We start from the raw sequence: 13,825 nt of genomic DNA on the forward strand, positions 1-13,825 counted from the left end.
CCGCCTCCTCATTTTGTCATTTCGTAGATCACGATGGCCGCGGCAACACCCGCATTGAGCGATTCGGCACGGCCCTTCATGGGAATGATAACGCGCTTATCGGACAGACGGAGCGCCTGCTCGGTCACGCCCTTTCCCTCACTGCCGATGATAACGGCGGCTTTGGAAAGCGAAACCGAGGAAAGCGGCACGCTGTCCTCATGCAGCGCGGTGGCGTACAGCGGCAGACCGTTCCGGTGCAGCCGTTCGGCGGCCTCCGCAAGCGGCAGCGTCACGCACGGCAGACGGAACACCGCGCCCATCGTCGAGCGCACGACCTTGGGTGAAAACGGATCGGCGCAGCCCTCGCACAACACAACGGCGCCGAGCGCGAACGCTTCGGCGGTGCGTAAGATCGTGCCAAGGTTGCCCGGGTCCTGTAAGCCGTCCAGCAGGAGCACCTGCCCGGCTCCATCCAGCGCGTCCGCCGTCCACTGCGGCTGTGAGCAGGAGAAGATGACATTCTGCGGTGTTTGCACCTCGCTTGCGAGTTTGAACAGCGCATCCGGTGCAGAATAGAGCGATGCTCCCTGCTCTTCCGCCTCTTTGACGAGCGGACTGTCCCAGCCGTCTCTCACAAGCACGGTTTTCAGCTTCGCGCCCGAACGCAGTGCTTCTCCCAGCATTTTTTCGCCCTCGCACAGTATTTCCCCCGTGCTCCGGCGGTATTTTCGTTCCCGTCCCAGCCGCGCAAGGTGCTTGAGCGCGGCATTCTGACGGCTCTGTATCTCAATCAATCCAGTTCCACCACCCTACTCACAAATTTATTTTCGCCCATGATAAACAGAAGATCATCCGGCTCGATGGCCCTATCCGGCTTAGGACTTGCATCCAGTGTACCCTGTTCACCATGACGGACGGCGAGCACATTCACTTTATGCTTCTGCCGCACGTCAAGCTGCACCAGCGATCTGCCGACCCAGCTTTTCGGCGCGTGTATCTCCAGAATGCTGTATTCGTCCGACACGCCGATAAAATCCACCACGTTGGTATGTGCCAGGCGCTGTGCCAGCTTGCAGCCCATTTCGCTCTCCGGCAGGACAACACGGTCCGCACCGACGCGCTCGAGCACCTTGGCATGCACAGTGCTTCTCGCTTTGGCAATGATGTATTGCGCGCCCAGATCCTTGAGCATGACTGTGATGAGGATGCTCGCCTCCATATCCGTACCTACCGCAACAATACAGCAGTCGAAGTTGCGCACGCCGACGGCCCCCAGCACGGCTTCGTCCTGCGCGTCGCCCTGCATGACCTGCGTCACATCATCCGCGATGCGCTGCACGCTCTCGACGTTCTCGTCGATGGCAAGAACCTCCTGACCAAGCTCGGTCAACTCCTGCGCAACGGCGGTACCGAATCGGCCCATGCCGATCACCAGAAAGGATTTCATATCTGTCTCTCCTTTGGATAACTGCTTAATCTACTTCACCATAAAGGCATCATCACGCAAAATGCCGAAAATGTAATTGCGGAATGCTGCCTCAACCAATAAACACATCTGCGTCCGGGTATTTGAGCCTTGGCGGCTCTCTGCGGCGCATGAAAACGGCAACGCCGAGCGTCAGCACACCGACACGGCCCATATACATCATCACGATCAGAATAACGCGCGAAGCCGCCGCCAACGTCGGTGTCAGACCCATGCTCACACCGACCGTGCCGAACGCGGAGACCGCTTCAAACAGGCACTGGTGAAACGGTGCGTCCTCGATTCCGGCGATCGCACAGGCGCCGACCAGACAGAACACGCCGCCTGCCATGAGCAGGGCTACGGCGTTCATGATGCTGCGCGGCGCAATCGTCCGGCCGAACGCCGAAACCGTTGTGCGTCCGCAGAAGGCGCTGATGGCCGTGAGCACGAGCACGGCCGCCGTCACGGTCTTGATGCCGCCTGCTGTTGAGCCGGGCGATCCGCCGATGAACATGAGCAGGCACGACACCGCCTGACTCGGGCCGGTAAGCGCGCCGAGGTCGATGGTGTTGAAGCCTGCCGTGCGCAGGGTCACGGACTCAAACGCCGCCGCAAGCAGCTTGTGCGGAGTATCAAACGCACCGAGCGTTGCCGGATTGCTCCACTCGAACAGCAGCGTCCAGCCGAAGCCGAACAGCAGCAGTCCTGCCGTGGCCGTCAGCACGATTTTCGTGTGCAGGCTCAGGCGGCGGAAACTGTGCTTGTCCCACACGTCACTCCACACGAAAAAGCCGAGACCGCCGAGCACGATGAGCGCCATCACCGTAATGTTCACGAGCGGATCCTCCGCCCAGCCGATGAGCGACTGAAACGGATCGTCCGGTGTGCCCATCAGGTCAAAGCCTGCGTTGCAGAATGCCGAAACCGCGTGGAACACGCCCATTGTGATTCCCTTCGGGAAACCGTAATGCGGCACGAACCGGCAGGACAGCAGAATTGCTCCCGCTCCTTCGATGATAAACGTGCCGAACAGCACGCGCCGTGTCAGACGGACAATGCCGCCGCCGTCCGACAGATTAAGCCCCGCGCTCATCACCATGCGCTCGTGCAGCGTGATCGTTCGCCGCAGGACAAACGACGCAATAGCCGCGACGGACATAAAGCCGAGTCCGCCGATCTGAATCAGCAGCAGGATGACGCACTTGCCGAATACCGACCAGTGCACTGCCGTGCTGACCGTGACGAGTCCGGTAACACAGCTCGCCGAGGCTGCTGTAAACAGCGCGTCGAGAAACGGCGTTATCTGTCCGTCTGCCGCCGAAACCGGCAGCATCAGCACCAGCGCACCCACCAGAATCGTCAGCGCAAAGCCGACGGCAAGCACCGTCGGCGCCCGCAGTCCCAGATGCCGCTTATGCACCATAAAAATCTGCGTCTGCACGATAAATCCCCTCCTTTAACGATGCTGCAGTATGATATATACCGAAAGCCTGAACGCACTGTTCAGGCTTAGACTGTCGGCGAAACTACAATTTCGCTGACAAGCAGGAACGGACCGTGAGCCGTTCCAAAGTCGTCCGAAAGTTCCAATACAGAAACTTTCTCCCTCCAGAAGTCAAAAAAGTCAGGTACACGCCCCGACTTTTTTGCATTTGCAAAGCAAATGCTATTTTACACGCGCTGCTGCGCGAATTGGCTGAAGCTGCATGAATATTGACCTTTTCGACAAACCGAGCCTGACCATACCGTTCAGGCTTCAAACAGGCATACATTATATAATAGTATAACATCGAATTTTTGACTGTTCAATATAATCTTATACCCGAAATTTTTCGATAAGTCAAGCGATTTACGGAATTTTTCCACGCAAGAATAAGCAAGTGCTCTCTGATTTCCAACAGATCAGAGAGCCCGGAGGGGGCTGCCGCCGGCAAATACTCCAACAATCCGGCAGACAGAGATTTATTCCACAGTTCAAACGCATCTACACATGTCCCTTTTCACGGTGAGAGGGAACCGCATTGAACTGTAAAATAACACAGGCAACAAATAGTACGTTTTTTTGCGTACCCATCCAGTATAACACCATATCCTGCACAGTCAATAGTTATTTTTTGCCCAAAGCCTGCTATTCCTTACAGCAAATGAGCCTTCCGGCACAGGTGGCTGCCGGAAGGCTCAGGAGAAAGATTAAGATGCTACCAGATTCGGGAGGAAATATACAATCTGCGGGAATACCGTTACCAGAATTACCACTGCGATGATAATCAGGATGAACGGGATAACGCCGCGGTAGATTTCCTGTATTTTGACCGACGGCGGCACAATGCCCTTGATGTAGAACAGTGCGAAGCCGAACGGCGGCGTCATGAAGCAGGTCTGCAGCATAACAGCCGTAACTGCGACGATCCACAGGCGGTCAAAGCCGAACATATCCATAATCGGCAGGAAGATCGGGAATACGATCATAACGATACCCAGCCAGTCGAGGAACATGCCCATAACGAATACGATCGCCATCATGATTGCGAACGCGCCCCATTTGCCGATGCCAACGCTCGAAATCCAGGTTGCGATCAGCTGGTCACCATCGAGCGACATGAATATGCCGGTGAAGGCAGACGCGCCGAACAGGATGATGAATACCATCGCAGAGGTCTTTGCGGTGTCGATCAGCGAATCGTACAGCATTTTGAAGCTGAACTGCTTGTAGAAAATTGCGAGAATAAGCGAGAACAGTGCGCCAACGCCTGCTGCCTCGGTCGGAGTTGCCCAGCCGGTAAAGATAGAACCGAGCACGCCGACGATCAGGATGACCGGCGGGATCAGGTTGACGAGCGAACCGGTGATGCGCTCACGCAGCGGCATGGCAGCCAGCTCTTCGGTGGTCATCGCCGGACCGTAATCCGGGTGAATGTGGCAGATCACGAACACATAGACCATGTAGAACAGCGACAGGACAAGACCCGGAACGATGGCGGCGAAGAAAATCTTGCCGACCGATACATTCGCATAGGAGCCCATCGAAACCAGCATGATGGACGGCGGGATCAGGATACCGAGCGAACCGCCCGCACACACCATGCCGCACGCGAGAGACGGCTTATAGCCGCACTTCAGCAGCACCGGTACGGACAGCATGCCCATGGTAACAACGGATGCGCCGACGATACCGGTCGTGGCAGCGAACACGGTGGAAACCACGATCACTGCCAGACCGAGACCGCCCTTCAGAGGACCCAGCAGGTAGCGGATAGAGAGGAACAGCCCATCCGCAACCTTGGAATGTGTCAAAAAGTTTGCCATCAGTACGAACATCGGAATGGCGACCATAGAGTAGCTTTGCATCTGGTCGTACACCTTGGTCATGGCGATGGTGATGCCCGGGCCGCCCCAGGCGAGATAACCGATAATAACACCGGCGCCGCCGAGGACGAACGCAAGCTCCTGACCGGCCGCAAGACCGATGATCATGATAAGGAACAGTACGCCAAGCAGGATCGCGCTGAGCTGTGTTGCGCCCACGCCGGACTGCGTGACAAGATTGGTCAGCATTTCCATCATGCAGCGCCGCCTCCCTTCGTATCATCCGTGCCGGAAACGGCTTCACCGATGCCGTGCACGCACTTGAGCATCTCAGAAATGCCCTGCAGTGCGAGCAGCGTCATACCGACGAACAGCGCCAGCTTGACCGGCCATGCCGGCGGCGCCCATACCGAGTAGCCGCGCTCACCCGTGGTATACGAGCGAAGGAAAAATCCGAAGCTCTCGGGCACGAGCACGAATACGAACGGAACAAAGAACACCAGATAGGTAATCAGGTGCAGAATATTCTGCGCAAGCGGTTTAAGCCGTGCATATAGCACATCGACCGCAACAAAGGCCTTCTTCTGGAAGCCGTAGGCGCAGACCATGATAATGTAGCAGCCGAAGGTCATGCAGATGACGTCCATCGTCCAGATCTGCGGACTGTGGAACAAACGGCGCAGCACGACTTCGGTAACAATGACCGCGAGAATGCCAAGAACGGCGAAGGAAGCAATCCTGCCGATCCAGTCATTGACGAGGTCGATCACATCGCAGATGCGTTTGATCACTTTCATATATTACACCTCATCTTCTGAGGCTCCGTGCTCTCAAAAGAGAGCACGGAACACTCTGTCGGTCACTTTTCGGATTCATCGTAGTTGAAGCCCCAGCCGTAGTCACCGAGCATTGCACGGTAGGTATCGGCATGTTCACGGTAATCCTGCATAGAGCTGTATACCATGTTGAAGTTTTCATTCTTCGCAGCTTCTTCTTCGTAAACCTGACGACAGGTCTCACGGATGGTGTTCCAGTCGTCCTGGTTCATCTTGGTGACGATGCAGCCGTCCTCCTCGAGCATCTTCTTGGTGGAATCGAAATCCATCCACAGGTAGCGGGACAGCTGCTCGGAGGTGCAGATCTCAGCCGCCATCTGGATGGCGTTCTGGTACTCCTCGGGAAGCTCGTTCCACGCGTCCTTGTTGATCATAACGCCGTTGACGCCGCCGGACTGATACCATGCAGGCGAGCACCAGTACTTGGCAACCTCTTGTAATTTCAGCGAATCATCCGAGCACGGCGTGGAGAACTCGCCGCCGTCGATAACGCCGCGCTGCAGGGACTCATAAAGCTCACTTGCTGCAACGGTGGTGATGTTGATGCCCAGCTTTTCCGCTGCACGGCCGGCCATAACGCCGCCGAGGCGGATCTTCATGCTCTGCATGTCCTTGATAGAAGTGATCGGCTTGGTCGAACGGATACCGGACTCTGCGTGATTGATCATGATTGGGAAATACGTCATGTTATACTTGCCGTACATATCCTGATAGCACTGCAGACCGCCGCCCTGGGTGATCCAGATGTAGTAGTCCATGCCGGTGAAGTTATCCATCGTGGTAGAGAGCAGCTCAAAAGCGGTATCCTTGCCGCTCCAGTAGCCGCCCCAGTCACCGCCGCACTGAATGGTGCCGTTCTGGACATAATCAAACAGCTGATTTGCCGCACAAAGCGAGCCTTCCGGATAGTTGGTGATGGTGAAGCGTCCGTCGGTCAGCTGGCTGACCAGCTCGGAGAAGCGCTCGTCACAGGTGAAGTGAATGTTGCCGTCACCCCAGGTGGAACCCATCTTCCAGGTGATGACCGGCAGATCACTGCTGCCGCCTGCAACTGCATTGGCGTTTGCCGCATCCATCATGCCGCTGTCCGCGGCATTGCCGCAGCCGGACAAACCAAGGGTTGCCGCACCGACTGCACCGCAAAGCAGACCTGCCATCAATCTTTTGATTTTCATCTTTTTAGCCTCCTTGTTCGTTTCCTCTATCGAAAACGCCGTTTTGCGGGCGTTTGCGAACAAACTGATCATGCGCAAGGAGGGGATCTCGCTAATCGCTGTCGGCCAGTGCCTGCACGGCCTGCACGACCTCCTTCTGCGCATCGGAAAGGTGTTCGTAAATCGGCTGCACCGCTGCACGGAACTTTTCGGCCTGCTCCTCATCGAGCAGCGCCATGTAGCAGCCGCTGCGGGATGCATGCAGCATTGCTCGAACCTCTGCGCTCTGCCAGTGGTCGCGCTGCCACGAAGCCGCCTCAGCGGCGCACCGCTCAATGATGGTCTGCTCCTCCTGTGAGAACGTTTCCCACGTTTCCGAGGACGCGACCAGCACATCCGCGTTGTAGGAATGTCGGTCGTACGTCCAGTACGGTGCAAGCTGATAGTAGCCGCTGTCCACATAGGTAGGCAGCGTGCTCTCGGCGCCGTCAATCCGGTCGGTGCGGAGCGCGAGCGCAATCTCATCCGGCGGCAGCGTCACCGCCTCGGCGCCCCACATCGGAATGACCTGCTTCATCTGCGAGGAATCCTCGGTGCCGAGCCGCAGGTCCTTCATATCATCGAGTGAGGTGATCGCCTTTCCGGTCGTGAAAAAGCACCGGTAACCGGCGTAAAAATAGCTTAAACCGGTAAGGCCCTTGTCCTCGAGCGAGGCCATCACCTGCTGACCGACTGCGCCGTCCAGCACCCGGAACAGGTGCTTGTCCGAGGTGTACTCGTACGGCAGCTGCAGCGCCGCAAGCTGCGGTGCATACGCCGCGGCAGACGAGATTGGCGTGCGTACAAAATCAATTCCACCGTACACGCACTGCTCAAGTGCAGATGCATCGGTGCCAAGCTCGTTATCAAAGCTCGGCAGAATTTGTATCGCGCCGTCCGTTTCCCTGCGCACCTGATCGCAGAAGCGCTGACACGCCTGATTGGCGAGGTAGTTTTCGCTCTGTCCGCTGGCAAGGCGGTAATAGCGGATATGCGGCTCGTCCGTGCCGCCGGTACATGCACAGAGCATGAGCAGCAGCCATCCGGCGATCACACACCGAAAGCGTTTATTCATCTTTCCATCTCCTATTATATAGGGTGACAAGTTCCGGCAACATCGTAAATACTTGCGGTAGACAGGTAAAATCACAGCGCACTGAAAATCTTCCCATTCTTTTTTGTGACATTTGCACAAACACTTTGGCAGGAATAATAAATTTTCGTATAGATTCCGTAAATCCTGCTGCGCAGCTCGTTCAGTTTGCGTTATGATTGCGGTACTCGGTAGGCGTTACGCCCAAATGCCGCTTGAACACCTTCGTGAAGTAGTTTGCATCCGTGTAGCCGACCCGGACGGCAATTTCCCGTACCGGAATGTCTGTCTGCTGCAGCAGCTCAACCGCACGGTCGATACGGTAAGCGGTCAGGTATTCCAGGAAGGTCTGGTTGTATGAGGTGCGAAAAAAGCGTGAGAAGTAGAACGCACTCATGCCCATCGCCTCTGCCGCTTGATCAAGCGACACATCCTGCATGTAATGATGCTCCAGCCACACGGAAAACTGGGTGTAGAACGTATTTCCCGGCTTGTCCCCGCATACCGCCGGACGGCTTTCCGGCAGCAGATTCAGCTTGCGCAGGCAGGCGGTAATCTGGGCGCTGTCAAACGGCTTGACCAGATAATCCGTTCCGCCGGCCCGCATGGCGCCTACGGCGTAGTCGAAGCGGTCGAAGGCAGTCAGGAACACGATGTGCGTTTCCGGCATGGCTTTGTGAATGATGGCTGCCGCATCAAGGCCGTTCATCACCGGCATTTCAATATCCATCAGCACCAGCTGCGGCTGAATTTGACGGGCGCGTTCAACCGCCTCCCGTCCGTTCGCAACTCCCTCGATGAGGGCATCTGCGCCAAGCAAATCGCGCATCTGTCCGCTCAGATTCTGCAGGCTCAGCGGTTCGTCCTCCGCGATCAGTACCTTTAACATATATGTTCTTCCCCTTTCATGCGCAGTATGATGCGGGCGGTCGTGCCCAATCCGGGACAGCTGACAATGCGGAAGCTGCCGCCGGACAGCGCAATGCGTCCCGCGATATTCTGCAGGCCGATGGAACGATGTCCCTCGGCGGTGTTCTGTTTCATTTTGCTGCGCGAGAAGCCGCCGCCGTTGTCCGTAATCTGGATGCGGCAGCCTTCCGGTGCAAGCTGTGTCACAATGCGGATGCGGCCGCCCGCACTGCGGCTGCGCATGCCGTGCACAATGGAGTTTTCCACGATTGGCTGCAGTGTGAATTTCGGCAGTTCACAGGCCGCACAGCGGCTGTCGCAGTCCATCTCGAACGAAATACGTTCGCCGAACCGCAGCTCCTGCAGGGAAATGTAGTCGCGCAGCAGCGCAAGCTCGCGGTCGAGTGTTACCACGCTGTCGTCATGGTCGAGCGTGTAGCGGAAGAAGTTCGCCAGCCGCACCACCATGTCGCCGGTGACGGTCGCCTGCTCGATTCCGGCCATATTGGCCACGCTCTGCAGCGTGTTGAACAGAAAATGCGGATTGATCTGGCTCTGCAGCTGCGCAAAGCGGCTCTGCTCGATCAGCTGCCGCAGGCGTGCTGCCTCGCTCTCCTGCTGACGCAGGGATTTTTCCAGCTGCGCTTCGCTTTCCAGTGCGTGGATCGTCCGCGCGATCTGGTGCTTGAGGTGGTTAAACGAGTCAGCGAGCATACCGATCTCGTCCGAGCGTGCAAAGTTGAAGTCCTCAATGTCATATTCGCCATCCGCGACGCGGCGCGCACCACGGCTCATCTGCTGCACCGGCAGCAGCAGGCTGCGTGCGTAGTACAGCATCGCGCCTGCAAACAGCACGCTGCCGATCGCGGCTACGATGGTAAATACCATGTTCTGCGCGGTACCCCGCTGACCGAGGACCAGATAACCCTCGCGTCCCTCCATCAGAAAGGCCGCCGTCAGCTGGTCGGTGTATTGCGTCAGATAGCTGCCCTGTGTACGCAGAGCTTCGTAGTTCACCGCGTCAAATGTGCCGCCATGCAGCTGCGCGATGAACGTCTCCTGACGGACTCGATAGCTTTTCATCGTGCGGTCGATGACCTGCTTGAGCACCTCGCTCTGTGTGTTGCCGTCGGTCTCTGCGCTGCGCAGCCGCTCCCACGCACAGGCGGTGTCCTGCACGGCGTCCGCATATTTGTCGATCGTATCGGACCCGGGCGCCGCAAGCGTCAGCTCGCTCAGAAGCGCATTTTCCTGCTCCATGGCGTTCATGTAGTCCGTGCAGCGTGCATATTCGGACAGGATATCATTGCTTTTCTCGCGGTAATCGTAAAAATCGTTCATTAACAGTCCCACCACCAGCAGAATGGGAATGACGAATGCGCAGCTCAGCACGATCGCCTTGTTCACAATGGACAGATGCACCCACCATTGACGTACTCTGTGCACAGGCCCACCTCCTTTGTCAGATTTTATCATAAGCCAATTGATAAGCAATGTAAACCTTTTCTGGGCAAAAAAGGTAAAAAATCCGCCGCACCGGCGGTGTGCAAAGAAAAACGCAGGAAGGCATCCCTAACGGACGCTTCCTGCGTTTCCTATTCAGTCTGATCCGGCGGCTTCCTTGTCGAATAACTCGATAAAAATGAAAGCGTTACGGCGACAGCTTCTCCCGGAGCATCGTGAGCAGCTGCTGCATATCGAACGGCTTGGACAGATGGCCGTTCATGCCGGCCTTCTCTGCGTTCTGTCTGTCCTCGTCAAAGGCGTTCGCCGTCATGGCAACAATGGGCAGACCCGCCTTTTCGGCATCCGGCAGAGCGCGGATGGCACGCGCAGCCGCATAACCGTCCATGACCGGCATCTGAATATCCATCAGCACCAGATCATAGTGCCCGGGCGCGCTCTCGCGCACCTTGTCTACCGCAATCTTTCCGTTTTCCGCCGTGTCCACCTCGAACCCGCCTTCCTCGAGCATCGTCACCGCGATTTCGCGGTTGAGGGCGTTATCCTCGACGACCAGCAGCCGTTTTCCGGCAAAATCCGCCTTTTTCTCCGTCTGCTCCGCAGCCTCTGCCGAAAGAAACGGCTCAGCCAGTACGCGGCGCAGCTCGGACATGAACAGCGGCTTGGCGCAGAACGCGGTCACGCCTGCGGCCTTTGCCTCAACCTCGATATCCGTCCAGTCGTAGGCGGTCAGGATGATGATCGGGGTGTTGCTGCCGATCAGCTTGCGGATGCGGCGCACGACCTCAAGGCCGTTCAGATCGGGTATCATCCAGTCGATGATGAAGACATAGAAGCCGTCACCCTGCTCGATCGCGTCCTGCGTACGGACGACAGCCTCATGTCCCGAGGTCGTCCAGTCCGACCGCATGCCGATCATTCGCAGCATTTTGCTGACGTTCAGACAGGTGTCGGTGTCGTCATCCGCCACGAGCGCGCGCAGACCCTCAAGCTGGGGGATACGCTGCGGCACGGTCTGCTCTCCGCTGATGGGAAAGCGCAGGGAAACCGTAAATTCCGAGCCCTTCCCCGGCTCGCTCTCGACCGAAATACTGCCGCCCATCATATCGACCAGATTTTTCGTAATCGCCATGCCGAGACCGGTTCCCTGAATTTTGCTCACGGTCGAGGTCTCCTCGCGCGCAAACTGCTCGAAGATATGCTCCTGAAACGCCGAGCTCATGCCGATGCCGGTGTCACGGATATGAAATTCATAATCCACACTGCCATGCGGTGCGGTCTGCTTCTGAACGATGCGCAGGGTGATCATGCCGCCTACCGGGGTGAACTTGATGGCATTGGACAGGATGTTAAGCATGATCTGGTTGAGACGCATGGGGTCGGCAACAACATCCTCATCCTCCACATCGACCATGTCGATGAAAAGCGAAATGCGCTTGGCGGTGATGCTCGACTGGATGATATCGCGCAGATCGTGTACAAGCTCGGGCAGGTGCACCGGACGCAGCTCGAGAGAAACCTTGCCGCTCTCGATACGGCTCATATCGAGCACATCGTTGATGAGCGAGAGCAGATGCTGGCTCGCCGTCGCGGTCTTTTTCAGGTAGTCGAGCACCTGCTCACGGTTGTCGATATGGGTGGCCGCAAGCGAGGTGAAGCCGATGATCGCGTTCATCGGCGTACGGATGTCGTGCGACATATTGAACAGAAATTCGCGCTTGGCGCGGTTTGCCGCCGTTTCCTGACGGATAGCGCGTTCAAGCTCGGCGTTTTTCTGCTCAAGCGAGGTCTGATATTCCTTTTCGAGCGTTTTCTGCTGCTGGAGGAAGCTCTTTTCCGTGCCTCGGCGCACAAACAGAAGCAGCGTCAGAACGACCGCACAGGCGAGGAATGCCACGATCATATTGACCGGCGTGTTCGTGTAGAGCAGTCTGCCCGGGACATATATATAGTAGTAGAAGTTGCGCCCGTGGCTGTACATGCCGTAATATTGGGTCAGTCCCCTGCGTCCGGCATAGACCAGCCGGTCGGCATGGCCGCTCGAGCGGATGCGGCGGAGCAGATCATTTTCCGTGGTATCCGTACCGATGAGGGACAGATCGTCCGACGCGGTTACGCGGTTGCCGTCCGACAGGAGCACGGTTCCCGTGGTCTCGGCGTCGTAGCCGTCGAGCAGATTCTGCACGGAGAGCACGGATTTCTTTGCGAACGCCGCCCCGGTGTGCCGCCAGCCAAGCACCGCGCCGCGGTCGTCCGAACAGCTGCGCACGGCAACGTCGGCAAACGAGCCGTCGGTCAGCTGCACGCGCCGAACATAGGTGCTCTGCGGATGACCGATCACGGCGAGCACGCGCTCGGCTTCCAAATCGGTTTGCAGGCTGGCATAGCCGATGCCGTCCGTGCTGTACTCGCAGACCAGCCTGCCGTTCGCATCCAGCACCGAAATGCCGGTCAGCCACAGCCGCTCCGCATACTGCCGCAGCTCATCCTCGCCGCAGTCAAGCGTCACGCCCTCCAGCTCCTGAACGGCGATCGTTCCGCGCACGAGCGTCTTAGCCACGGCGGTCTCGTTATACTGCACATAGGAGGAGGACTGCTCCTTTACAAAGTCGATCAGTTCGGTCATGCGCTGCTCACAGTCCCGCATATCCGCGTGCCGGGACAGCAGGAATACCGCGCCGAGGAACAAAAGCCCCGCTGCGAAGCACAGGCACCAGAACGTCCTTCGTAAGACAATGCGTCGGGAATTATTGTTCAAGCTGCTCCACCTCCAGACTGTGTGCGGGTACCTCGAGATATTTTCCGACCAGCTGTTCCATACTGCCGTCCTCGCGCATCTGCGCGACAACCTCGGTCAGCTGCGCCGCAAGACCGCGTGTGTCGTGCCTGGAAAACGCCACGCCGATGCCGGTCGTCAGCAGCGGTTCATCCAGAATGCGGAAGTTCGCGCCGTAGTCCTTCATATACTGCCGGATAGCCTCCTCGTGTCCTGCTACCGCGTCCACATAGCCGCAGTCCAGCATGGCATACTGCACACCGCGGTCAGCGAGGCTGATGACATTTCGGAAGGCCGGGACGTTTTCGCCTCCGCTCAGAAAGATCGCCTCCGGCTTGCCGGTAGCCTGCACCGCGATGGTCTTTCCGGCAAGATCGCTCATTTGCTCGATGCCGCTCTGCGCGCCGACGGCAATGACCTGACGGCTTACCAGATACGGTCCCGCCCACTGATAGTCGTTCTCACGGCCGTCCATGGAAAAGCAGCCCCAGATGCAGTCGATTTCTCCGTTATCGACCAACTCGGTCTTTTGTTCCCAGTCGATCGTGGTGAATTCCGCGCGGTATCCCATGCGGCGGAATGCCTCCTCCGCAATATCCACGTCCAGACCGGTAATGTCGCCGTTATTATCCATATAAACATAAGGCGGATAGGTGTCGCTGCCGACGGTAATCGTCGGAAGTGCGCTGTCGGATGCCGCCTCCGAGGCGCAGCCGGACAGCAGACCCGCCGTCAGCATGGTCAAAAGCGCCAGAGCGCATTTTACCCGTTTGTGTCTGTTCATACCGATGATGGTGC

Annotated in this window: 11 protein-coding genes; all 11 read right to left on the minus strand. The window is 57.4% G+C overall.

Annotated elements, in window-relative coordinates; all coding sequences use genetic code 11:
- Positions 1 to 8: 8 nt before the first annotated feature.
- Positions 9 to 776, minus strand: coding sequence for a TrmH family RNA methyltransferase (locus PG722_RS00965; RefSeq protein ID WP_270579388.1), 768 nt, complete (start codon positions 774 to 776; stop codon positions 9 to 11).
- Positions 773 to 1,429, minus strand: coding sequence for a potassium channel family protein (locus tag PG722_RS00970; protein WP_270579389.1), 657 nt, complete (start codon positions 1,427 to 1,429; stop codon positions 773 to 775). Before PG722_RS00970 ends, PG722_RS00965 begins: the two co-directional genes overlap by 4 nt.
- A gap of 91 nt (positions 1,430 to 1,520) precedes the next feature.
- Complete coding sequence (locus PG722_RS00975) at positions 1,521 to 2,891, minus strand: TrkH family potassium uptake protein (RefSeq protein ID WP_270579390.1); 1,371 nt, start codon at positions 2,889 to 2,891, stop codon at positions 1,521 to 1,523.
- Positions 2,892 to 3,640: 749 nt separating this feature from the next.
- Positions 3,641 to 5,014, minus strand: a complete 1,374-nt coding sequence (locus tag PG722_RS00980; protein WP_270579392.1) for a TRAP transporter large permease — start codon at positions 5,012 to 5,014, stop codon at positions 3,641 to 3,643.
- Positions 5,011 to 5,553 (minus strand): TRAP transporter small permease subunit, encoded by a 543-nt coding sequence (locus PG722_RS00985; protein WP_270579393.1) that lies wholly within the window; start codon positions 5,551 to 5,553, stop codon positions 5,011 to 5,013. The genes PG722_RS00980 and PG722_RS00985 overlap by 4 nt, the downstream gene beginning before the upstream one ends.
- A gap of 62 nt (positions 5,554 to 5,615) precedes the next feature.
- Positions 5,616 to 6,767 (minus strand): TRAP transporter substrate-binding protein, encoded by a 1,152-nt coding sequence (locus PG722_RS00990; protein WP_118729921.1) that lies wholly within the window; start codon positions 6,765 to 6,767, stop codon positions 5,616 to 5,618.
- 91 nt (positions 6,768 to 6,858) lie between these two features.
- Positions 6,859 to 7,860, minus strand: coding sequence for a TRAP transporter substrate-binding protein DctP (gene dctP, locus PG722_RS00995; protein ID WP_118480359.1), 1,002 nt, complete (start codon positions 7,858 to 7,860; stop codon positions 6,859 to 6,861).
- 181 nt (positions 7,861 to 8,041) lie between these two features.
- Positions 8,042 to 8,767, minus strand: coding sequence for a response regulator transcription factor (locus PG722_RS01000; protein ID WP_270579394.1), 726 nt, complete (start codon positions 8,765 to 8,767; stop codon positions 8,042 to 8,044).
- Complete coding sequence (locus PG722_RS01005; RefSeq protein WP_270579396.1) at positions 8,761 to 10,233, minus strand: sensor histidine kinase; 1,473 nt, start codon at positions 10,231 to 10,233, stop codon at positions 8,761 to 8,763. Before PG722_RS01005 ends, PG722_RS01000 begins: the two co-directional genes overlap by 7 nt.
- Positions 10,234 to 10,438: 205 nt before the next feature.
- Positions 10,439 to 13,009 carry a hybrid sensor histidine kinase/response regulator gene (locus PG722_RS01010; protein WP_270579397.1) on the minus strand — a complete coding sequence of 857 codons (2,571 nt, stop codon included), beginning with the start codon at positions 13,007 to 13,009 and terminating at the stop codon, positions 10,439 to 10,441.
- Entirely contained in the window at positions 12,999 to 13,811 is an 813-nt protein-coding gene (locus PG722_RS01015) for a substrate-binding periplasmic protein (protein ID WP_442867809.1), read from the minus strand. Before PG722_RS01015 ends, PG722_RS01010 begins: the two co-directional genes overlap by 11 nt.
- Between the last annotated feature and the right edge of the window lie 14 nt (positions 13,812 to 13,825).

It is taken from the genome of Butyricicoccus sp. OF27-2pH9A (assembly GCF_027693185.1).
In the GTDB taxonomy this organism is placed as follows: domain Bacteria; phylum Bacillota; class Clostridia; order Oscillospirales; family Butyricicoccaceae; genus Agathobaculum; species Agathobaculum butyriciproducens.

What these genes read in the sequence shown, in the direction of transcription:
- PG722_RS00970 (WP_270579389.1), bottom strand. Translation starts at nt 1,429, where the DNA reads ATGAAATCCTTTCTGGTGATCGGCATGGGCCGATTCGGTACCGCCGTT.
- PG722_RS00980 (WP_270579392.1), bottom strand. Translation starts at nt 5,014, where the DNA reads ATGATGGAAATGCTGACCAATCTTGTCACGCAGTCCGGCGTGGGCGCA.
- PG722_RS00985 (WP_270579393.1), bottom strand. Translation starts at nt 5,553, where the DNA reads ATGAAAGTGATCAAACGCATCTGCGATGTGATCGACCTCGTCAATGAC.
- PG722_RS00990 (WP_118729921.1), bottom strand. Translation starts at nt 6,767, where the DNA reads ATGAAAATCAAAAGATTGATGGCAGGTCTGCTTTGCGGTGCAGTCGGT.
- dctP (WP_118480359.1), bottom strand. Translation starts at nt 7,860, where the DNA reads ATGAATAAACGCTTTCGGTGTGTGATCGCCGGATGGCTGCTGCTCATG.
- PG722_RS01000 (WP_270579394.1), bottom strand. Translation starts at nt 8,767, where the DNA reads ATGTTAAAGGTACTGATCGCGGAGGACGAACCGCTGAGCCTGCAGAAT.
- PG722_RS01015 (WP_442867809.1), bottom strand. Translation starts at nt 13,811, where the DNA reads ATGAACAGACACAAACGGGTAAAATGCGCTCTGGCGCTTTTGACCATG.